Source organism: Pseudomonas fluorescens (genome assembly GCF_005938625.1).
Taxonomy (GTDB): Bacteria; Pseudomonadota; Gammaproteobacteria; order Pseudomonadales; family Pseudomonadaceae; genus Aquipseudomonas; species Aquipseudomonas fluorescens_BD.
Genome location: NZ_VCNJ01000028.1, coordinates 1 through 20,783, shown reverse-complemented (window position 1 = coordinate 20,783; position 20,783 = coordinate 1). Strand labels below are relative to the sequence as shown.

Here is a 20,783-nt window from a genome sequence, read left to right as displayed (position 1 = left end):
GATGTACCCGGTCTTTACCCCGCCCAGCCCTCTCCCGGAGGGAGAGGGGGCCGACCGAGGTGTCTCAGGTTATACGCCGACCTGAACAATCGAGTCGATTATGGATTCAGCCAAGCTGAACGAGCGAGTAGATTATGGATTCAGCCAAGTCCAGTGTGCTTGATCGGAAGAGTTGATTATGGATTCGGCGCGGTACGTTCAGGTCGGTGGATCTCTCCAATATCCCCCAATCAGTCCCCTCTCCCTCTGGGAGAGGGCTAGGCGGGCGGCGTTCCGATGAGGGGCTTCTCAGGCACCACGCAAATCCCGCATCAACAACCCAAACCGCAAATCCACCCCCTCCGGAATCGGCACATAAACCGTATGCCCATCCCCCGGCGCCACGTCGATCGCCTCACCCTTAACACTCTGCAATGCATGCAAATCAAAATGAAAATTGCCCGTGGGCGTCATCAATTCCAGATGATCACCCAGTGCAAAACGGTTCTTCACCTTGACCTCGGCCAGCCCCTCACGCCGCTCACCGGTCAGCTCGCCGACAAACTGCTGGCGCTCCGACACAGAGCTGCCGTGCTGATAATTCTGGTACTCGTCATGCACATGCCGACGCAGAAAACCTTCGGTGTAGCCACGCTGCGCCAGTGACTCAAGATCGGTCATCAGGCTGCGATCAAACTCACGCCCGGCCACGGCATCATCAATCGCCCGGCGATACACCTGGGTGGTGCGCGCGCAATAAAAGTGCGATTTGGTCCGGCCCTCGATCTTCAGGGAATGCACGCCCATGCGCGTCAGACGCTCAACATGCTGCACCGCACGCAGGTCCTTGGCGTTCATGATGTAAGTGCCGTGCTCGTCCTCGAATGCCGGCATCAATTCATCGGGACGGTTGGCTTCCTGCAGCAGGAACAACTGATCAGTCGGCGCGCCGATGCCCAATGTTGGCTCGGGCTGGAAGGTCTGAACGATGTCGCCGAGCTGGTTTTCCGTGGCTTCTTGCGCCGAGTATTTCCAGCGACAGGCGTTGGTGCAGCTGCCCTGATTGGCATCGCGTTTGTTCATGTAACCCGATAGCAGACAGCGCCCGGAATAGGCCATGCACAATGCGCCGTGGACGAACACTTCCAGCTCCATGCCCGGCACTTGTTCGCGGATTTCGCCGATTTCTTCCAGGGACAATTCTCGCGACAGGATGATCCGGCTCACACCCTGCTGCTGCCAGAACTCGACACTCGCCCAGTTCACCGTATTGGCCTGCACCGAGAGGTGAATCGGCATCTGCGGAAAATGCCGACGCACCAGCATGATCAGCCCCGGGTCAGACATGATCAGCGCATCCGGCGCCATCTCGATGACCGGCGCCAGATCCTTGAGGAAAGTCTTCAGCTTGGCATTGTGCGGGGCGATGTTGACGACCACGTAGAAGCGTTTGCCTTGAGCCTGGGCTTCACCAATGCCCAACGCGAGGTTGGCGTGATCGAACTCGTTGTTGCGCACCCGCAGGCTATAACGCGGCTGGCCGGCATAGACAGCATCGGCACCGTAGGCGAAGGCGTAGCGCATGTTTTTCAGGGTGCCGGCGGGAGCGAGCAGTTCGGGGGCGGCGAGGATCGAGGTCATGGCGGTGTCGGTCGCAAAAGCGCGGCAGGGTAAGCCAGGTGCGGCGAGGGTTTGTTGATCTGGATCTATGCTCCATGAATAAAGATGGCACTCGTGCTCGCCGCGGCTGACTAAGGAGCGGGGCGTGCATGACGCCTGACTGACATGGACCGGACATGAACGAAAAGAGTCTTCAATTCAAATCCCTGACCGTGCTGCTGGTACTGGTCACGGTGGCCTTTATCTGGATCCTGTTGCCGTTCTACGGTGCGGTGTTCTGGGCAGTGATCCTCGGCATCCTGTTTGCGCCGATGCAACGCAAGTTGCAGGCGAAATTTGGCTGGCAACGCAACCTGACCTCGCTGTGCACGTTGAGCATCTGTCTGGTCATCGCGATTCTGCCGGTGATCATCGTTAGCGTGTTGCTGGTGCAGGAAGGGGCGACGGTTTACAAAAATATCGAAAGTGGTGAGCTGGACATTGCCGCATATCTGGCGCAGTTCAAGCACAGCTTGCCGCCGTACTTTCAGCACTTGCTCGACCGCTTCGGCATGGGCGAACTCAATGCGCTGCGCGAGAAAATCGTCAAAATGGCGATGCAGGGCAGTCAGGTGCTGGCCAGTCAGGCGTTCAGTTTTGGTCAGGGTACGTTCGAGTTCGTGGTGAGTTTTTTCATCATGCTGTATCTGCTGTTTTTCTTTCTGCGCGATGGCGCCGAACTGGCGCGCAAAGTACGCACCGCCGTACCGCTGGAGGAGAATCACAAGCGCCGCTTGCAGCTGAAATTCAACCGGGTGGTGCGCGCGACGGTGAAGGGCAACCTGGTGGTTGCCGTGACTCAAGGCGCGCTGGGCGGAGCGATTTTCTGGTTTCTCGACATCCCCAGCGCGTTGCTGTGGGCGGTGTTGATGGCTTTTCTGTCGTTGCTGCCAGCGGTCGGCGCGGGGATTGTCTGGGCGCCGGTGGCGGCGTATTTCCTGCTCAGCGGCATGATCTGGCAGGGCGTGGTGCTGGGGTTGTTCGGGGTGTTTGTGATCGGTTTGGTGGACAACGTGCTGCGGCCGATTCTGGTGGGCAAGGACACCAAAATGCCTGACTACATGATTCTGATCTCGACCCTTGGCGGTCTGGCGGTGTTTGGCCTCAACGGCTTCGTGATCGGGCCGCTGATCGCGGCGTTGTTCATGTCGAGCTGGGCGCTGTTTGCCGAGACCAAGCCCAAGGTGCAATTGCCTTAGGCGTGAAACGGCTGGCTGACGATCTTTTGCGACAGTGCCTGCGCAGCGGGCAGCGAAGTGAGCGGGCCGCTGATTGCTTCGCCGTCGCGCATCAGATACCAGCAGGCGAGCAGGCCCGAGGCTCTGAGCGAGGCGGGAACGGCGCTGCCAATAACGGACATGATTTGAACCTGAGCCATGACGGGTACCTCCATCTATCAATGGAGCTACCTTAGAGATTCGCCGCTTCTACGGACAATCAACGCTTTCGATAGTGGTCATTGACGCCGTTGAGGGCGGGCTCAATCGACCACTTGATCGAGCATGTGCATGACTTCACGCTCATTGAGCAAACCTTTGTGCACGAGGTTTTCCGCGAGTAGCGAAAGAAACTTGGCGCAGCGATGGCCTTCAAGGTGCTTGAGTTCGGTCAGCGCGCTGTACACCTTGCTGGAGGTGCACAGACCGACGATGCGGTGCGGATTTTGTGTGGGCATACAGTCGTCCTTGTTCTTATCAACCTGTTGTTTACGGACGGATTCAGATTGCGGTTCCGTCATGACAAATAAATGACCGTTTTATGGAAAAGTACATAACGCTCAATCAATCATGCCGACTTTAGCCGGTGAAACTGTCCTCACAGCGACCTTGGCGAGATTTTTTCAGACGCTGGCCGACCAACGGTCATAAAAAAGCCCCGCTATAAAAGCGGGGCTTTCGTGTTTCGGTTACCAGCGTGGACCGCCGTAGTAGTGCGGGCGACCGTAGTAGCCACGCGGTGGACCGTAATACACCGGGGCCGGTTGCACGTAGACCGGTTGTTGCACATACACCGGCGCGGGCTGGTAGTAGACCGGTGGCGGTGGCTGCTGCACGTAAACCGGCGGCGGGGCGGCATACACCGGCGCTTGCTGCACATACACCGGGCGATCCTGATTGATAAGCGCTGAGCCGATGATGGCCGAGCCGACGATCGCGCCAAACACCGCTGGGCCTTGCCAGTAATTGCCGCCATGGGCTTCTGCTTGCCCTGCGACAGCAAATGCACCAATCAGCAGGGCCACGATAGGGAGTTTACGAATCATGATAAATCCTCGGTTCTTCGACCCGGCGGCAGGGCCTGCACCAGGCCCACAGTTGTCGCGGGGATACTTCTAAGACAGCGAAATTCTGAAAATCAGCACAGTCGCTGGGTAAATTTTGTGTAAGGTCTGTACCGGCTTCTTTACCGGGCCGGGCAAGGGCCACAGAACACGTTGAAAACAGGCCTCTATGATCGTTCAGAACCCGATGGGCTGGCTAATCCCGTCTATCCGAAAGTGCGTTTGAAGGAGAAGTTTCATGCAGATGAACCCAAACAAAGACACCCAGCTGTGCATGTCCCTGTCGGGGCGCCCAGGCAATTTCGGTCTGCGTTTTCATAACCATTTGTATGAGCAGTTGGGTCTGAATTTTTATTACAAGGCTTTCAGCAGTAAAGACCTGACCGGCGCGGTCGGCGGCATTCGCGCCTTGGGCATCCGTGGTTGCGGCGTGTCGATGCCGTTCAAGGAAGCGTGCATTGCGCTGGTCGATGAACTGGATGCGTCAGCGGCGGCGATTCAGTCGATCAACACCATCGTCAACACCGGCGGCCAACTCAAGGCTTACAACACCGATTACATTGCCATCGAGCAGTTGCTGAAAACCCACGCGGTGCCCAAGGAGTCAACCTTCGCCCTGCGTGGCAGCGGCGGCATGGCCAAAGCGGTGGCCAGTGCCTTGCGTGATGGTGGCTACAAAAACGGTCTGATCGTCGCCCGCAACGAGCACGCCGGGCGTGCGCTGGCGGATTCGTTGGGTTATCGCTGGCAGGCGGAACTGGGGGATGAGCGTCCGCAGATGCTGATCAATGTGACGCCGGTGGGCATGGACGGTGGGCCGGAAGCGGGGCAACTGGCGTTTGAGTCAGAAGTGATCAAAGCGGCGGATACCGTGTTTGATGTGGTGGCGATTCCGTCGGAGACGCCGTTGATCGTGCGTGGCCGCGCGGAGGGCAAGCGGGTGATTACCGGACTTGAGGTGATTGCGATTCAGGCGCTGGAGCAGTTTGTGTTGTACACCGGCGTGCGCCCGACTGAAGAACAGTTTGCGGCGGCGGTGGCGTTTGCCCGGAGCTGATCAGCGAATTGTGTAAGAGCCTTACCGGACCCATCGCGAGCAGGCTCACTCCTACAGTTGGAATGCGTTCACCCTGTAGGAGTGAGCCTGCTCGCGATGGCCTCACAACGGATTCAGATCAGAACCTGCCTATACTGCCTCCCCAGCAAGCCCAGACTTGCCCACCACAAAAACCGTGACCGAGGCCCCCCATGCACCCACCCATCCTCAACCTGCATCAGGTCGAACTCGAATCCCTGCCCGGAGCCCTGGCCCCGGAAGGCGAAACCGCCGGGCGCTATCAGCAGCGCATGGCCCGCGTCGGTCAGCAATTGGGTTCGCAGAAACTCGGTTATCGCTTGTACGCCTTGCCACCGGGCATGCGCGGCAGCCCGTTCCACAGTCATCGGGTCAATGAAGAAATGTTCTACGTGGTGGCCGGGGAGGGCGAAGTGCGACTGGGCGCCGAACGTTTCCCGATCCGCGAAGGCGACGTGATCGCTTGCCCGCCGGGCGGCCCGGAGAAGGCGCATCAGATCATCAATACCAGCTCGGGCGAATTGCGTTATCTGGCGGTGAGCACCCAGCAGCAACCGGAAATTTGCGAATACCCGGATTCGAACAAATATGCGGTGATGGATAACTTTCAGGTTGATGCTGAGGGCAATGCCTCAGGCTTCGTCGCAGTGGCGCGGCAGGCCGATGGCGTCGATTACTGGGATGGCGAGTAAAACATGGATCCCTTGTAGGAGTGAGCCTGCTCGCGATAGCGGCGTGTCAGTCAAATATGATGTGACTGACACGCCGCTATCGCGAGCAGGCTCACTCCTACAGGGGTTCGAGGGTGGTTATTCGAGGCGGGCCAGGCGTTCTTCCAGCGCGGCAATCCGCGCTTCGAGCTCTTCGATACGCTCAACCGAAACACCGCTGCTCGCACCGCGATCCGATGGATTCTGCCGTGCCGTCATGATCGCCTCGATATCCGCCGGATCACCCAGTGCATGGGTATAACGATCTTCACGCTGCCCGGCCTGCCGTGGAATCAACACCGCCAACCCCCGCGCAATCAGGCGCTCAAGCTGATGCACCACCTGCTCGGCATCTTCGAAATCGTGCATGCGCCCGCTGCGGGTCAGCAGCTCATTGACGGTTTGCGGGCCGCGCAGAAACATCAAACCACTGAGAATCACCTGCGCCGGCACCAGTTCCAAAGCCTTGTCGACCTTGTGCTCCCAGCGATCGGCGCGACTGCCCATCACCAGTTTGGCGAAACCACGACCTTCCAGCGCCCGCAAACTCTGGCCGACCTGACCCTGAGTCAGGTTCATCACCGGTTCGCGGCTGGTTTTCTGATTGCAGGCCAACACCAGTGCGTTGAGGGTCAGCGGATAGGTTTCCGGGCTGGTCGCCTGTTTCTCGATCAGCGAACCGAGAATGCGGATTTCCGTGGCGTTGAGCCGTGGCTCGTCGAAGGTGGATTCTGTCTCTGTGGTCATCGCGCGTTCCCTCTGCAGTCGAAGGCGCCTAGCCTAATCCTTGCCAAACAAAAGGCAAGCCGTGTGGTCATCAAGCATGGCTATAATCGCCTCCTTGTTCCACCCAGCCACCACACGAGACTGCCATGACCATTTCCCTGTACGCCGCATCCGTCCCGGTTTTTCAACAAATGCTCAACGCTTTGAGCGATGTGCTGAAAAAGGCTGAAGCCCACGCCGCCGAGAAAAACATCGACCCGAACGCATTCCTGCAGGCCCGTCTGTACCCGGACATGTTCCCGCTGACCCGTCAGGTACAGATCGCCGTCGACTTCGCCAAAGGTGTTTCGGCGCGTCTGGCTGAAGTTGAACTGCCGAAATACGACGACACAGAAACCACCTTCGCCGAGCTGCAAGCGCTGATCGCCAAGGTTCTGGCCTTTATCGGCGAGATCAAGCCAGAGCAGATCGATGGCAAGGAAGGCATCGAAATCGTTACCCGTCCGGGCACGCCGAAAGAGAAGCGCTTCAGCGGCCAGGCTTATTTGCTGACTTACGGTTTGCCGCAGTTCTTCTTCCACGTCACCACCACCTATGCGCTGCTGCGTCATAACGGTGTTGAAGTGGGCAAGCGTGATTACATGGGCGCGTTCTGATTTTTCAAGAGCCCCTCACCCTAACCCTCTCCCGGAGGTAGAGGGGACTGATCGCGTTGTTTGTTCGAGATACGCCGACCTGAAACATCAAGTCGAACTCAGGTTTTGAACAGCACACAAATCAGCTCCCTTTCCCCCTCGCCCCCTTGGGGGAGAGGGCTGGGGTGAGGTGGGAAAAGATCTCAGCCACAAAAAAGCCCGCCAAGGTTCACACCTCGGCGGGCTTTTTTGTTTTCCATTGTGGGAGCGAGCCTGCTCGCGAATGCAGTGTGTCAGGCGACATCGATGTCGACTGACCCACCCCTTCGCGAGCAGGCTCGCTCCCATAGGGTAAGGCGGTTACGCAGTGCGTTGAGCTTTCGCCTCTTCACCCAGGCACGCCGCAGCGGTAAACAGCACGTCAGTCGACGAGTTCAGCGCCGTCTCCGCCGAATCCTGCAACACGCCAATAATGAAACCGACCGCCACCACCTGCATGGCGATCTCACTCGGAATGCCAAACAGGCTGCACGCCAACGGAATCAACAGCAACGAACCACCGGCCACACCCGAAGCGCCACAGGCACAAATCGCGGCGACAACACTCAGCAGAATCGCCGTCGGAATATCCACGGCAATGCCCAATGTGTGCACGGCAGCCAGGGTCAAAACGGTGATGGTGATCGCCGCGCCGGCCATGTTGATGGTCGCGCCCAGCGGGATCGATACCGAATAGGTGTCTTCATGCAGGCCCAGACGTTTGCTCAACTCCAGGTTGACCGGAATGTTCGCCGCCGAACTGCGGGTGAAAAATGCAGTGATACCGCTTTCACGCAGGCACTTGAGGGTCAGCGGGTACGGATTGCGACGCAGTTTCCAGAACACGATCAGCGGGTTCATCACCAGCGCCACGAACAGCATGCAGCCGAGCAGCACGGCCAGCAGGTGTGCATAACCGATCAGCGCGCCGAAACCGGACGTGGCCAGTGTCGAAGCGACCAGACCGAAAATACCCAGCGGCGCGAAGCGGATCACCACGCGCACGATCAGGGTCACGCCGTTGGACAGATCACCGAGCACTTCGCGGGTGGTGTCACCGGCATGGCGAATCGCGACGCCCATGCCGATTGCCCACGCCAGAATGCCGATGAAGTTGGCTTCGATCAGCGCCTTCACCGGGTTATCGACCACGCTCAGCAGCAAACTTTGCAAGACTTCACCAATGCCGCCCGGCGCCGTTACCGCGACGTTTTCGGTGGACAGCACCAGATGCGACGGGAATGCCATGCTGGCAACGACGGCCACTACTGCGGCGGCGAAGGTGCCCAGCAGATAGAGGAACAGAATCGGCCGAATGTGGGTTTCCTGGCCGTGCTTGTGGTTGGCAATCGAAGCCATCACCAGCACGAACACCAGAATCGGTGCCACGGCTTTCAACGCTGACACGAACACTTTGCCAATGAACGCGGTGTCTTTTGCCACTTGCGGGGCGAACATCGCCAGAGCGATACCGGCAATCAGGCCGATGAGGATCTGGGCGACCAGGCTCAGGTTCTTCAGGCGTTGCAATAGAGAAGGGGATGAAGCAGTCATAACGGCATCTCTGATTTTTTATAGGGTGCGAGGTGGCGTGAGGGCGGTGGATATTCGGGGGCAGACCACCATCACGCACCGAAAGTTTGATGCGACTTCAACGCCGATAAACCGGTCGTTGAACAGGCTGTACGTTTTTAAGGGCGCGGACTTTATCACAGCGTAGGCCCTATCCTTCAGGCCTGTGACGATCTGCCACCGGATCAGGCAATAAAGTCGGAAGGTTTGTGCAAGTCAGTGCGGACACACTCTGTTAAGATTCCTCATCCTTATTTTCAAGTTCTGCCAGCGGGCCTCCGGGTCAACGCTGGTGTCGTCGTTTTGCTGGAGTTGCGCATGCTGTTGCCCATTCTTCTGTTGTCCGCCGCCGGTTTCACGGTGCTGACCACGGAATTCGTCATTGTCGGCCTGTTGCCGGCGATTGCCCGAGACCTTGAAGTCACCATCCCGCAGGCCGGGTTGCTGGTGACTCTATTCGCTTTTACCGTGGCCATGTTCGGGCCTTTCCTGACCGCGTATTTCGCCCGCTTCGAGCGGCGCAAACTGTTTATCAGCATCCTGATCATGTTTGGTCTGGCCAATGCCGTGGCGGCGCTGGCGCCGAACATCTGGGTGATGGCGATTGCCCGGTTGATCCCGGCGCTCGGCCTGCCGGTGTTCTGGGCCTTGGCCAGTGAAACGGCAGTGGACATCGTCGGCCCGGATTTCGCCGGTCGGGCGATCGCCAAGATCGGCTTCGGCATTGTCTGCGCGACAGTGTTTGGCATTCCGGTCGGCACGCTGATTTCTGACGCGTTCGGCTGGCGCAGTGCCTTTGGCATTCTGGCGGTGATCGCCTTTGCCAAGGCTTTGCTGCTGTTTGTCTACTTGCCGAAAACCAGTCTGCACCAGCATCAGGTCAGCTTCCGTTCGCAGTTCAAGATCCTGCGCAGCCCGTTGATGATCGGTCATATTGTGCTGTCGATTCTGGTGTTCAGCGGCATGTTTACTGCTTACACGTATCTGGCCGACATTCTTGAGCGCCTTGCCGGGTTCAACGGCACTGTGGTTGGTTGGTGCCTGATGGCCTTCGGCGCGGTCGGGCTGATCGGCAACTCGCTGGGCGGTCGTGCGGTGGACCGGCATCCGCTGGGGGCGTCGGTGTTGTTCTGTGCGTTCATGATTGCCGGCATGGTCTCGCTGGTACCGAACATTCATTCGCCGCTGGGGCTGGCGGTGGCGATGGGGATCTGGGGCGTGACCCAGGCTGCGCTGTTCCTGGTCAGCCATGTGCGCCTGATGAAAGCCGCGCCAGAAGCGCCGGCCTTTGCCGCCTCGCTGAACATCGCCGGGGCCAATCTGGGCATCGGCCTGGGCGCCATCGTCGGTGGCCGGGTCATCGACAGTGCGGGTCTGGGCTTCCTTGGCTTTGCCGCCGCCGGGTTCATCTTGCTCTCGGTGTTCCTCGCCATGGTGCTGATGACGCTCAAGCCGCGCGAAATCTGCGCCGAGGCCTCATAACGCGGTAAACAGCTCGCGTCGGGCACCTTCGGTAATCGCAACGATGCCGGGGTGCTTGACCTTGCGCTCCACCGAAATGGCATAGAACGACTCGGTCACCGCGTCCGTCTGGCCAATCAGCTCGACGCCGTACTGGCGCTTCACTTCATCGGCAATCACGCTCGGGCCGATAAAAATCCCGCTGCCGGATTGGCCGAAGGCCTGCATCAACGCACTGTCATCGAACTCGCCGACGATTTGCGGCTGGATCTGCTGCTCGGCAAACCAGCGCTGCAAGCGGCTGCGCACCACGGTTTCCGCCCCTGGAATCAATAACGGTGCGCCGTGCAGGCTGCGTGGGAAATCCTGACCGTATTTTGCCGCCAGTTCGGGAGTGGCGAAGAAGCTGATCCCGCACTCGCCGAGTTTCTGGCTGTAGCCCTTGATGTCCAAGTGCGAAGGCATCGGGCTGTCGGAGATCACCAGGTCCAGGCGCTGGATGGCCAGATCGGCGAGCAAACGTTCGAGTTTGTCTTCGCGGCAGGTGATGCGCAGCGGTTCGTTCAACTCCATGGTCGGTGCGATCAGGCGGTAGACGATGGATTTTGGCACCACGTCTGCAACGCCGACGCGGAACAGGATCTGCTGTTCGTTGGGTTGTGCGCGCAGCATCAGCTCCAGTTCGCCGCCCAGTTGAAACATTTGCTCGGCGTAGGGCAGGGCTTGCCGGCCAGCCTCGGTCAATTCGAGTTGCCGGCCCACCCTTCTGAATAACTCGATGCCGTAAGTCTGTTCGAGCAAAGAAATCTGCCCGCTGATGGTTTGTGGGGTCAGGTTCAGTTGCTCGCAGGCGCGCACGATGCTGCCGGTCTTGGCCACAACCCAGAAGTAATGCAGTTGTCGGTAATTGAGCATGACGGTCTACACTTCGTGAAAACCGAAGTATAGCCGCTAAAAATACGAATTTTCCTGAAGTGTTCATCTCCCTAGAATGCCCAGCCATCGACGGCCGGTCTGTGAGCCTGTCTGTTCATTCGAAGGAAACCTTATGAAATACACAATCCCAGCATTGATGTTTACGTCTTTACTGCTTCTGGCCGGTTGCGATCAGGCCGAGAAAAGCGCCCAGCAACTGATGGGCAAGGCTGCCGAAAGCGCCAAGCAAGCGATCGACGACACCCACAAGGCCGCCGAGCAAGCGCTGAGTGATGCCACTGGTGGACTGATCGAGAAAAAAGAATCACCGGAAAAAGACGCGGAAAAATCCGAATCTTCCTCCAAGACCATCTAAATCGTCTTACACAGAGTCAGGACTGACCCATGGAATATCTGTTACAGCTCGCCGCCAGCCCCACCGCTTGGGTTGCTTTGGCCACATTGGTGGTGATGGAAATCGTGCTCGGCATCGATAACCTGATCTTTATCTCGATCCTGACCAACAAATTGCCCAAGCAGTACCAGCAGAAGGCGCGCCGCATCGGTATCGGCATGGCGTTGATCCTGCGTCTGGCGTTGTTGAGTACCATCGCCTTCATCGTGCAGCTGACTGCGCCGGTGATCGAGATCCTGGGTCAGGCTTTCTCGTGGAAGGACATGATCCTGATCGCCGGTGGTCTGTTCCTGGTGTGGAAAGCCACGACCGAGATCCACCACAGCATGGACCCGGCGCCGGAAGATCCGAAGTCGGCGACCTCGACGGTTACTCTGGGTTTCGCTGCCGCTATCGGCCAGATCCTGATGCTCGACATGGTGTTCTCGATCGACAGCATCATTACCGCGGTCGGCATGACCGAACACTTGCCGATCATGATCATCGCGGTGGTGGTGTCGGTACTGGTGATGTTGTTTGCTGCTGAACCGCTGGCCAAGTTCATCAACGACAACCCGACGGTGGTGATGCTGGCTCTGGGCTTCCTGATCATGATCGGTATGACCTTGATCGCTGAAGGCTTCGGCGCCCATGTACCGAAAGGTTATGTGTATGCGGCGATGGCGTTCTCGGCTTCGATTGAGGTGCTGAACATGATGTCGCGTCGGGCGAAGCAGAAGAAGCTGGCTGAGCAGGCGTAACCGCTGAAAGTACAAAAACCGCCTGAACTCTTAGAGGTCAGGCGGTTTTTTTTGATTCAAGATTTGCAATGTGGAATAGAACCAGCCCCTCACCCCAGCCCTCTCCCGAGGGAGAGGGAGCCGATCTGCGTGGTTTTTAAACCTGAGTTCGGCTCGATATTTCACGTCGATGTATTTCTCAATAGCGACTCGATCAGTCCCCTCTCCCTCCGGGAGAGGGCTAGGGTGAGGGGCTTTTGCTTTTTAAGTTTGGCCTCAGTGCGCAGCTGCGTGACGCGGGCTGTGCTTCTCGATTTTATCAACCGCAGCAGGCTGAACCGTATGGTGATGGTGGCGCCGCGAAATCCGCAGCACGCCCCACAACATGGCAGCGGCCACGGCCAGCCAGCCGGCAATCAACATTACGATGGTCATGGTCAGGCTCATCAGTGCCTCCTCTTCGCCCTGCATCGGGCGCACACTTTTTCAATTCGCTCTGTTTCAGTGACAGTCTAGACAATGGGGTGTTTCAGACTATTGACCAAAGGTCGATTGCGACCAATCAGTTTGCTCTATGCAATCGGCGTGTCTGCCGCTTAAGGCTATACCGCAGACTGGCGCGGCCCTATGATCGCAGGCGTTGCCGGAACACGATGACCGGCGTCTGAACAGAGAGTGATGATGGTGCAGGTAATTTCTCGAATTCGTGCGGCGCTGCTGGTGGCGGGTTGTGCGGCCGTGTTGGCCGGATGTGCAGGCAGTGTCGCGCCCGAGGTCAAGCGTCTGCCGGAGCGGGTCGAACTCAGCGGCACGTTCTATCGCGGTGAAGCCAATCAGAGCGGGCCGCAAGTGCTGGCCAGCCTGTTGTCGCAGCAGGGCATCGTGATTACCCCGGGCTTGCTGGAAAAACCCCTGCATCTGCCGGGTGCCGAAGACAAATTGCAGCAGAACCTGCAGAACCTTGCCCGTGAGTACGGCATGGTGGTTTATCCGCTGGACAGCAACCTTCCATCGCTGTTGACCCAAGTGGCGGCGGGTTATCCGGTGATGGTGCGCTTCAGCGAGGGTTCGGCATTCTGGGCGGAACCGCGCTACGCGATCCTGTCCGGCTACGATCGCAATAAACAGAAGGTCCTGCTGCGCGCCGGCATGAACCGCCGCGAATTGATGAGTTTCAGTTCCTTTGAGTCGGCGCTGGAAAAGTCCGGTGGCTGGGCGATTCTGATTCAAAAACCGTCGCAGATCCCAGCCGCGGTTGATCGTCAGCGCTGGCTCAAAGCGGCCGATGAGTTGGCGCAGGCCGGTCAGGAAAACGAAGCGGCGCAGGCGCGCAAGGCGTTGGCCGCACACTGAATTTTCCGTTCGTCATCTGCCGGGCACGACGACGCCCGGCAAGCCTCCTACTTATACATCCCGTGTTTTTGCGGGTGAATCAGGAGGCGATATGAAAGATTCCCCAACAGCGAAAGGCCCACATTCCTCCGAGCATTCCTCGGGAGATGATTTGGGGTTCGATCCGGACTCGCCCGATCTTGATGATCCGCAGGTCGATCCTGTCGGCCCCGCCAAGGCGCCTCTCGACGTCGAGCCCGGCGAGGATGCCAAGAAGCCGGCCAAGCCTTATGACCCGTTAGCCAATCTGAAACCTTGATGTGAGGTGCGTATGAGTACCGATTCAAGCTTCGATGACCAAAAACCTGACAGTGTGCCGACGACGCCAGAGCCGGAGATTGATCCGGTGCTGGACCCGGACAGCCCGATGCGCGACCCGATGGCCCGGCCCAATATCACGACTTCGGAACCTTCACGGGATCCGAGTGCGGGGGATGGCATTCCTGATGATGATCAGATGCCGTTGCCCAATGACTGAGAGGCAGCAGATGAAAAAAAGCCCCGAGAATTCGGGGCTTTTTCTTGTGCGGTGCCTTACTTGGACGCTTCGACTACGCCGCTCTGGCGATTCTTGAGGTTTTTCTCGGCCTTGTACTGCTGAGCCACCGCCGGAACGCTGGCGCTGCGCCCGGTTTCTACCCAGCTGCGAATACGGCTGGCATCGGCAAAGTGGGTGTACTTGCCGAACGCGTCGAGAATGACCAGTGCGACGGGACGGTTGCCCATCTTGGTCACCAGTACCAGGCAGTGACCGGCGGGATTGGTGAAGCCGGTCTTGGTGATCTTGATGTCCCAGTCGGCCTTGTTGACCAAGTGATCGGTATTGCGGAAACCCAGGGTGTAATTGGGTTTGCGGAAAGACACGGTCTTTTCTTTGGTGGTGGTGAGTTCGCTGAGAATCGGGTACTTGCTCGCCGCGACCAGCAACTTGCTCAGGTCGCGGGCGGTGGAAACGTTGCGCTCGGACAAACCCGTTGGCTCGACATAGTGCGTGTTGGTCATGCCCAGCGCTTTGGCCTTGGCGTTCATGGCCGCGATAAAGGCTGCATAGCCACCCGGGTAGTGGTGTGCCAGGCTGGCAGCGGCACGGTTTTCCGAGGACATCAGGGCAATCAGCAGCATCTCGCGGCGCGGCAGTTCACTCTTCAGTTTGACTCGGGAGAACACACCTTTCATTTCCGGCGTGTTGCTGATATCGACATTGATCCATTCGTCCATGTTTTGCCGGGCTTCAACCACTACCAAACCGGTCATCAACTTACTGACAGAAGCGATCGGCACGATCACGTCAGGGTTGCTGGAGTAGATGACTTTGTTGGTCTGCATATCCATGAGCAGGGCACTGCCGGAAGCGATCTTCAGGGTCGAAGCATCACGAGGGGCAGCGGTGGTTTCCGCAGCGTTGATCGTTGGCGTGATGAATGTGCCTGTAAAAGCAAAAAACAGGCTCAGAATCGAAAGACGAATTTTCACGCGGGCGAACTCATAAAGGTTGGATATTCCGTTAGTTTGTAACGGGTTATTTCTTAAAAGCGTCGCATTTTAGGAGTATGGCTGAAGAACTGTCGATGGTTGTTTGAGTGACCTGAAAATCTCGTGAAAAGGCCTGTAAAAAGAGGGGTTTCCGGCGAACGGTTACAGTTTTTTCTCAGGCATGAAAAAACCCGCACAAGGCGGGTTTTTCTTATTGCTGAAAGTACCGGTCAGGCGTGCAGGGTTTCTGCCGCATAAAGGGTATTTTCCAGCAGGCAGGCACGGGTCATCGGACCGACGCCGCCCGGCACCGGGGTGATCCAGCCGGCGCGGGGCAGGGCGGTTTCGTAAACAACGTCACCGACCAGTTTGCCGTCGTCCTGACGGTTGATGCCGACGTCGATCACGATCGCGCCTTCCTTGATCCACTCGCCTTTGACCAGGCCCGGCTTGCCGGCGGCCACCACCACCAGATCGGCACGACCAACATGGCCGGCCAGATCCTTGGTGAAGCGGTGAGTCACAGTCACGGTGCAGCCGGCCAGCAACAGTTCCATCGCCATCGGGCGACCGACGATGTTGGAGGCGCCGACAACCACAGCGTCCATGCCATACAGATCGGCGCCGGTGCTTTCCAGCAGCGTCATGATGCCTTTAGGCGTGCATGGACGCAGCAGCGGAATGCGCTGGGCCAGGCGGCCGACGTTATAAGGGTGGAAACCGTCGACGTCTTTGTCCGGGCGGATACGCTCCAGCAGTCTGGAGGCGTCCAGGTGCTCGGGCAGCGGCAACTGAAGCAGGATGCCGTCGATTGCAGGGTCGTCGTTGAGGCGATCGATCAGATCGGTCAACGCGTCTTGCGTGGTGTCAGAGGGCAGGTCGTAGGCTTGAGAGAGGAAGCCAACCTCTTCACAGTCTTTACGCTTGTGCGAGACATAAACCTGAGAGGCAGGATCGCTGCCGACCAGGATCACCGCGAGGCCGGGAGTGCGCAGGCCTTGCTGGCGACGCTCGGCAACTCGTTGGGCGATCTGCTGGCGCAGGCTGGCGGCGATCGATTTGCCGTCGATTAGTTGTGCAGTCATTGCGCGTGATTAACCATCGAGAGGGGAAAAAATGAGAACGCATTCTCGCATGTCGAGCGGTGAGGGCAAAGGCGCTTGGTCAGCAAATTCCTCTAACTCCTTTAATTAAATGAATTTTTTTCAAAAAGGATTTGACGACCTTCGGAGCGCTCTATACTATTCGTCGCACTTGTCGGGCACAGCCTAGCACTGGTTAAGAAGGTGAAGCGGAATCAAGGTTCTGCGACACTGGAAAGCACTTAGTTTGTAGTCCTTTAAGAGTACAGATTAATAAGGCGCCCGTAGCTCAGCTGGATAGAGCATCCGCCTTCTAAGCGGATGGTCGCAGGTTCGAGTCCTGCCGGGTGCGCCATTAGGCAGCTTTGGCACAAGTAACGCGATATGGTGGGCGTAGCTCAGTTGGTAGAGCACGGGATTGTGACTCCCGTTGTCGTGGGTTCGATCCCCATCGTCCACCCCATATTTCGAAAGGCGCCAGATGTAACAGTCTGGCGCCTTTGCTTTAAAGCTTCACCTGCGGATGTGGTGGAATTGGTAGACACACTGGATTTAGGTTCCAGCGCCGCGAGGCGTAAGAGTTCGAGTCTCTTCATCCGCACCAATTAAAGCTTCATTCATGTCTTCGGGCTGGTGAGGTTTCAACAAAGAAGTTGTTTGGCTTTTTTGTTACGCAATATGGTGGGCGTAGCTCAGTTGGTAGAGCACGGGATTGTGACTCCCGTTGTCGTGGGTTCGATCCCCATCGTCCACCCCATATTTCGAAAGGCGCCAGATTTAACAGTCTGGCGCCTTTTTTGTTTTAGCGGTTCTGAAAACCGGCGATTGTTGGTTTCGGGGCGCAGGGGCAGGGCGCTTCGTCGTATTTATGTTGCTCGATGATGCTGCGCTGCTCGCCGGGCTTGCTTGCAAGAGCGGCCGTCAGGGAGTGATCGGCAGTCTCTTCTATATATAGAAGCGGTTGGCGCAGAGCCCTGGCGTGATTGGTTGTATTCGCCTGTGGGGCGCACTGCATTGGTGTAGTGGCCCCGATAATATGCCTGCTGTTTTTTTACCCGTTTTCAGTAGGGTGACTTCTTGAGTTTGACCCACTAGAATGCATGCCCTTGATTCTGGGGTCGGAAACGGCCGGCTAACGTCTGTGCAACGAGGAATATCCATGCAAGTTTCTGTTGAAAATACTACTGCTCTCGAGCGCCGCATGAGCGTCACCGTGCCGGCTGAGCGCATCGAGACTCAGGTCAACAAGCGTCTGCAGCAGACTGCCCAAAAGGCCAAGATTGCTGGCTTCCGTCCAGGCAAAGTGCCAATGAGCGAAATCAAGCGCCGTTTCGGTGCTGATGCTCGTCAGGAAGCTGTTGGTGATGTTATCCAGTCCTCCTTCTACGAGGCTGTGGTTGAGCAGAAGCTGAACCCGGCTGGTTCGCCTTCGATCGAGCCTAAGTCGCTCGAAGCTGGCAAGGATCTGGAATACGTTGCTGTGTTCGAAGTGTTCCCGGAGTTCACCGTTGCCGGTTTCGACGGCATCACCGTTGAGCGCCTGAGCGCTGACGTGGCTGACGCTGACCTGGACAAAATGCTCGACATCCTGCGCAAGCAGAACACCCGTTTTGAAGTGGCCGACCGTGCTGCCCAGAACGAAGATCAGTTGAACATCGATTTCGTTGGCAAGGTTGACGGCGAAGTGTTCGCTGGCGGTTCCGCCAAGGGTACTCAGCTGGTACTGGGTTCCGGCCGCATGATCCCGGGCTTCGAAGAAGGCCTGGTTGGCGCTAAAGCTGGCGAAGAGCGCGTTCTGAACCTGACCTTCCCAGAGGACTATCAGAACCTAGACCTGGCTGGCAAAACCGCCGAGTTCACCGTGACCGTCAACACTGTTTCCGAGCCTAAGCTGCCAGAGCTGAACGAAGAATTCTTCGCTCAATTCGGTATCAAGGAAAGCGGCATCGACGGTTTCCGCACCGAAGTTCGCAAGAACATGGAGCGTGAACTGCGTCAGGCGATCAAATCCAAGGTCAAGAATCAGGTTATGGACGGTCTGCTGGCCACCAACCCGATCGAAGTGCCTAAGGCTCTGCTGTCCAACGAAGTTGACCGTCTGCGCGTGCAGGCTGTTCAGCAGTTCGGCGGCAATATCAAGCCTGATCAACTGCCGGCCGAGCTGTTCGAAGAGCAGGCCAAGCGCCGCGTCGTGCTGGGTCTGATCGTAGCTGAAGTGGTCAAGCAGTTCGACCTGAAGCCTGACGAAGCCCGCGTTCGCGAAATGATTCAGGAAATGGCTTCGGCTTACCAGGAGCCTGAGCAGGTTGTGTCGTGGTACTACAAAAACGAGCAGCAGCTGAACGAAGTGCGTTCGGTTGTGCTGGAAGAACAAGTTGTGGATACTGTTCTGCAGAAAGCTAGTGTGACCGACAAAGCGGTCTCTTACGAAGAAGCAGTCAAGCCGGTAGAAGCTCCAACAGCCGACTGATTGATTTTGCGTTAAGAAGTACACACCATAAGCCAGCTCTCGAGCTGGCTTATGCGTATTCAAGACATAACTATTTGGGAGCGACTGCAGAGCATGTTCCGTAATTCTTATATTCAGCAGAACTCTGATATCCAGGCTGCCGGCGGCCTGGTCCCGATGGTTGTCGAGCAATCTGCTCGTGGCGAACGCGCCTATGACATCTATTCGCGCCTGCTCAAGGAGCGAGTGATCTTTCTGGTTGGTCCGGTAGAGGACTACATGGCCAACCTGATCTGCGCGCAACTGCTGTTCCTTGAAGCGGAAAACCCGGACAAGGACATCCATCTTTACATCAACTCCCCGGGCGGTTCGGTGACAGCAGGCATGTCGATCTACGACACCATGCAGTTCATCAAACCGAACGTGTCGACCACCTGCATCGGCCAGGCTTGCAGCATGGGTGCATTCCTGCTGACCGCAGGTGCCCCGGGCAAGCGTTTCTGCCTGCCGAACTCGCGCGTGATGATTCACCAGCCACTGGGCGGTTTCCAGGGCCAGGCGTCGGACATCGAAATCCACGCCAAGGAAATCCTCTTCATTCGCGAGCGCCTGAACACGCTGATGGCCAAGCATAGCGGGCGTACTCTGGAAGAAATCGAGCGCGATACCAATCGCGACAACTTCATGAGTGCAGAAGCTGCGAAGGAATATGGCCTGATCGACGAAGTGATCAACCAGCGCCCAGCTTAAAATAAGCAGCTCAAAATAGGCTTGGTCGGCTTGGCCGATCAGCGGCGGGCTTGAAAAAGCCCGCAATAGCCTTCATCTTGTGTTGCAAGCCTATCGGATTTGGATCGAACGAATGACTGACACCCGCAACGGCGAGGACAACGGCAAGCTGCTCTATTGCTCCTTCTGTGGCAAAAGCCAGCATGAAGTGCGCAAATTGATTGCCGGCCCCTCGGTCTTTATCTGCGACGAGTGCGTCGACCTGTGCAATGACATCATCCGCGAGGAGGTGCAGGAAGCCCAGGCCGAAAGCAGCGTGCATAAATTGCCTTCGCCTAAAGAAATCAGCGGCATCCTTGACCAGTACGTCATTGGTCAGGAGCGTGCGAAAAAGGTTTTGGCCGTAGCGGTGTACAACCACTACAAGCGCCTGAACCAGCGTGACAAAAAGGCTGACGACGTCGAACTCGGCAAGAGCAACATCCTGCTGATCGGCCCGACAGGCTCCGGTAAAACCCTGCTGGCCGAAACACTGGCCCGCTTGCTGAACGTTCCGTTCACCATCGCCGACGCAACCACTCTCACCGAGGCGGGTTACGTGGGTGAAGATGTCGAGAACATCATTCAGAAGCTGCTGCAGAAGTGCGATTACGACGTAGAGAAAGCCCAGATGGGTATTGTCTACATCGACGAAATCGACAAGATTTCCCGCAAGTCCGACAACCCGTCGATCACCCGGGACGTTTCCGGTGAAGGTGTGCAACAGGCCTTGCTGAAGTTGATCGAAGGCACGGTCGCTTCCGTACCGCCGCAAGGTGGTCGCAAGCACCCGCAGCAGGAATTCCTGCAGGTCGACACCCGTAACATCCTGTTCATCTGCGGTGGTGCGTTCTCCGGTCTGGAAAAGGTTATTCAAAACCGTTCCACCAAAGGCGGCATCGGTTTCAACGCAGAAGTGCGCAGCAAGGAAGAAGGCAAGAAAGTCGGTGAATCCCTGCGTGAAGTCGAGCCTGACGATCTGGTCAAGTTCGGTCTGATCCCGGAATTCGTCGGTCGTCTGCCGGTCCTCGCGACGCTGGACGAGCTGGATGAGGCTGCGCTGATGCAGATCCTCACCGAGCCGAAAAATGCTCTGACCAAACAGTATGCCAAGCTGTTCGAGATGGAAGGCGTGGATCTGGAGTTCCGGACCGACGCGCTGAAATCGGTCGCCAAGCGTGCCCTGGAACGTAAAACCGGTGCCCGTGGTCTGCGCTCGATTCTCGAAGGTGTACTGCTCGACACGATGTATGAAATCCCCTCGCAGTCCGAGGTGAGCAAAGTCGTGATCGATGAAAGCGTGATCGAAGGCAAGTCCAAGCCACTGTATATCTACGAAAACAGTGAGCCGACGGCCAAGGCAGCGCCGGACGCGTAAGCGTCCACTGCGCCGCAACAAAGAAGGGGCCTTCGGTTATTCCCCCCTTGATTGA

Annotated in this window: 23 protein-coding genes and 4 tRNA genes; 17 read left to right on the top strand and 10 right to left on the bottom strand. The window is 57.5% G+C overall.

All coding sequences use genetic code 11. From position 1 onward, the window contains the following. Positions 1–288 precede the first annotated feature (288 nt). Complete coding sequence (gene yegQ / locus FGA82_RS18145) at positions 289–1,620, bottom strand: tRNA 5-hydroxyuridine modification protein YegQ (RefSeq protein ID WP_141128117.1); 1,332 nt, start codon at positions 1,618–1,620, stop codon at positions 289–291. A 155-nt stretch (positions 1,621–1,775) separates the two neighbouring features. Here yegQ and FGA82_RS18140 point away from each other — a divergent pair, with 155 nt between their 5' ends. After that, a complete protein-coding gene (locus FGA82_RS18140) occupies positions 1,776–2,837 on the top strand; it encodes an AI-2E family transporter (protein ID WP_141128116.1) in 1,062 nt (353 codons plus the stop codon). Here FGA82_RS18140 and FGA82_RS18135 read toward each other — a convergent pair. The 3 genes from FGA82_RS18135 to FGA82_RS18125 all read right to left on the bottom strand — a co-directional run bounded on the left by FGA82_RS18135 (position 2,834) and on the right by FGA82_RS18125 (position 3,901). Continuing rightward, on the bottom strand, positions 2,834–3,016 hold the full coding sequence (locus FGA82_RS18135; protein ID WP_016984642.1) for a hypothetical protein: 183 nt from the start codon (positions 3,014–3,016) through the stop codon (positions 2,834–2,836). The two genes, FGA82_RS18140 and FGA82_RS18135, sit on opposite strands and share 4 nt — an antisense overlap. 102 nt (positions 3,017–3,118) lie before the next feature. Continuing rightward, the gene (locus FGA82_RS18130; RefSeq protein ID WP_016984641.1) at positions 3,119–3,313 is read right to left on the bottom strand and encodes a hypothetical protein; all 195 of its coding nucleotides are present in this window, start codon (positions 3,311–3,313) and stop codon (positions 3,119–3,121) included. Between the two features lie 231 nt (positions 3,314–3,544). After that, positions 3,545–3,901 (bottom strand): hypothetical protein, encoded by a 357-nt coding sequence (locus FGA82_RS18125; protein WP_141128115.1) that lies wholly within the window; start codon positions 3,899–3,901, stop codon positions 3,545–3,547. Between the two features lie 256 nt (positions 3,902–4,157). On the opposite strand from FGA82_RS18125, the gene FGA82_RS18120 reads away from it, so the two are divergent. Both FGA82_RS18120 and FGA82_RS18115 read left to right on the top strand, forming a co-directional pair. Then, on the top strand, positions 4,158–4,976 hold the full coding sequence (locus FGA82_RS18120) for a shikimate 5-dehydrogenase (RefSeq protein ID WP_141128114.1): 819 nt from the start codon (positions 4,158–4,160) through the stop codon (positions 4,974–4,976). Positions 4,977–5,167: 191 nt separating this feature from the next. Continuing rightward, a complete protein-coding gene (locus FGA82_RS18115; RefSeq protein WP_141128113.1) occupies positions 5,168–5,686 on the top strand; it encodes a cupin domain-containing protein in 519 nt (172 codons plus the stop codon). A gap of 117 nt (positions 5,687–5,803) precedes the next feature. On the opposite strand, the gene FGA82_RS18110 is transcribed toward FGA82_RS18115, so the two are convergent. Then, positions 5,804–6,451: a YceH family protein gene (locus tag FGA82_RS18110; protein WP_141128112.1), complete on the bottom strand. Its 648-nt coding sequence runs from the start codon at positions 6,449–6,451 to the stop codon at positions 5,804–5,806. Positions 6,452–6,576: 125 nt separating this feature from the next. Here FGA82_RS18110 and FGA82_RS18105 point away from each other — a divergent pair, with 125 nt between their 5' ends. Continuing rightward, positions 6,577–7,086: a DUF1993 domain-containing protein gene (locus tag FGA82_RS18105; RefSeq protein ID WP_141128111.1), complete on the top strand. Its 510-nt coding sequence runs from the start codon at positions 6,577–6,579 to the stop codon at positions 7,084–7,086. Positions 7,087–7,425: 339 nt separating this feature from the next. Here the strand turns inward: FGA82_RS18105 and sstT are convergent, their stop codons facing one another. Beyond that, complete coding sequence (gene sstT, locus FGA82_RS18100; protein WP_141128110.1) at positions 7,426–8,658, bottom strand: serine/threonine transporter SstT; 1,233 nt, start codon at positions 8,656–8,658, stop codon at positions 7,426–7,428. A gap of 336 nt (positions 8,659–8,994) precedes the next feature. Here sstT and FGA82_RS18095 point away from each other — a divergent pair, with 336 nt between their 5' ends. Next, complete coding sequence (locus tag FGA82_RS18095) at positions 8,995–10,158, top strand: MFS transporter (protein WP_141128109.1); 1,164 nt, start codon at positions 8,995–8,997, stop codon at positions 10,156–10,158. Here the strand turns inward: FGA82_RS18095 and nhaR are convergent. Next, positions 10,153–11,052 (bottom strand): transcriptional activator NhaR, encoded by a 900-nt coding sequence (gene nhaR / locus FGA82_RS18090; RefSeq protein WP_108225594.1) that lies wholly within the window; start codon positions 11,050–11,052, stop codon positions 10,153–10,155. The genes FGA82_RS18095 and nhaR overlap by 6 nt on opposite strands. Positions 11,053–11,185: 133 nt before the next feature. On the opposite strand from nhaR, the gene FGA82_RS18085 reads away from it, so the two are divergent. Both FGA82_RS18085 and FGA82_RS18080 read left to right on the top strand, forming a co-directional pair. Continuing rightward, a complete protein-coding gene (locus FGA82_RS18085; RefSeq protein ID WP_141128108.1) occupies positions 11,186–11,428 on the top strand; it encodes a hypothetical protein in 243 nt (80 codons plus the stop codon). Positions 11,429–11,457: 29 nt separating this feature from the next. Next, entirely contained in the window at positions 11,458–12,207 is a 750-nt protein-coding gene (locus FGA82_RS18080) for a TerC family protein (RefSeq protein ID WP_034154674.1), read from the top strand. Positions 12,208–12,462: 255 nt separating this feature from the next. On the opposite strand, the gene FGA82_RS32125 is transcribed toward FGA82_RS18080, so the two are convergent. Next, positions 12,463–12,633 carry a hypothetical protein gene (locus FGA82_RS32125; protein WP_171057303.1) on the bottom strand — a complete coding sequence of 57 codons (171 nt, stop codon included), beginning with the start codon at positions 12,631–12,633 and terminating at the stop codon, positions 12,463–12,465. Positions 12,634–12,867: 234 nt separating this feature from the next. Here FGA82_RS32125 and FGA82_RS18075 point away from each other — a divergent pair, with 234 nt between their 5' ends. From FGA82_RS18075 to FGA82_RS18065, 3 genes are all read left to right on the top strand, one after another. Next, positions 12,868–13,539 (top strand): peptidase C39 family protein, encoded by a 672-nt coding sequence (locus FGA82_RS18075; RefSeq protein ID WP_141128107.1) that lies wholly within the window; start codon positions 12,868–12,870, stop codon positions 13,537–13,539. A gap of 91 nt (positions 13,540–13,630) precedes the next feature. After that, positions 13,631–13,837: a DUF6021 family protein gene (locus tag FGA82_RS18070; RefSeq protein ID WP_141128106.1), complete on the top strand. Its 207-nt coding sequence runs from the start codon at positions 13,631–13,633 to the stop codon at positions 13,835–13,837. Between the two features lie 12 nt (positions 13,838–13,849). Next, positions 13,850–14,056, top strand: coding sequence for a hypothetical protein (locus FGA82_RS18065; RefSeq protein WP_141128105.1), 207 nt, complete (start codon positions 13,850–13,852; stop codon positions 14,054–14,056). A 56-nt stretch (positions 14,057–14,112) separates the two neighbouring features. Here the strand turns inward: FGA82_RS18065 and pbpG are convergent, their stop codons facing one another. Beyond that, complete coding sequence (gene pbpG / locus FGA82_RS18060) at positions 14,113–15,051, bottom strand: D-alanyl-D-alanine endopeptidase (RefSeq protein ID WP_141128104.1); 939 nt, start codon at positions 15,049–15,051, stop codon at positions 14,113–14,115. Between the two features lie 230 nt (positions 15,052–15,281). Further along, positions 15,282–16,136, bottom strand: coding sequence for a bifunctional methylenetetrahydrofolate dehydrogenase/methenyltetrahydrofolate cyclohydrolase FolD (gene folD / locus FGA82_RS18055; RefSeq protein WP_007917331.1), 855 nt, complete (start codon positions 16,134–16,136; stop codon positions 15,282–15,284). 275 nt (positions 16,137–16,411) lie between these two features. On the opposite strand from folD, the gene FGA82_RS18050 reads away from it, so the two are divergent. From FGA82_RS18050 to clpX, 7 genes are all read left to right on the top strand, one after another. Then, positions 16,412–16,488 (top strand) — tRNA-Arg (locus FGA82_RS18050). A 32-nt stretch (positions 16,489–16,520) separates the two neighbouring features. Further along, positions 16,521–16,596: transfer RNA gene (locus tag FGA82_RS18045), tRNA-His, on the top strand. A gap of 56 nt (positions 16,597–16,652) precedes the next feature. Continuing rightward, a tRNA-Leu gene (locus FGA82_RS18040) sits at positions 16,653–16,737 on the top strand. Positions 16,738–16,814: 77 nt separating this feature from the next. Then, a tRNA-His gene (locus FGA82_RS18035) sits at positions 16,815–16,890 on the top strand. 402 nt (positions 16,891–17,292) lie between these two features. Further along, positions 17,293–18,603 (top strand): trigger factor, encoded by a 1,311-nt coding sequence (gene tig / locus FGA82_RS18030; protein WP_007917329.1) that lies wholly within the window; start codon positions 17,293–17,295, stop codon positions 18,601–18,603. A 93-nt stretch (positions 18,604–18,696) separates the two neighbouring features. Further along, a complete protein-coding gene (gene clpP / locus FGA82_RS18025) occupies positions 18,697–19,332 on the top strand; it encodes an ATP-dependent Clp endopeptidase proteolytic subunit ClpP (protein WP_007951559.1) in 636 nt (211 codons plus the stop codon). Between the two features lie 112 nt (positions 19,333–19,444). After that, positions 19,445–20,728 (top strand): ATP-dependent Clp protease ATP-binding subunit ClpX, encoded by a 1,284-nt coding sequence (gene clpX, locus FGA82_RS18020; protein ID WP_141128103.1) that lies wholly within the window; start codon positions 19,445–19,447, stop codon positions 20,726–20,728. Positions 20,729–20,783 lie beyond the last annotated feature (55 nt).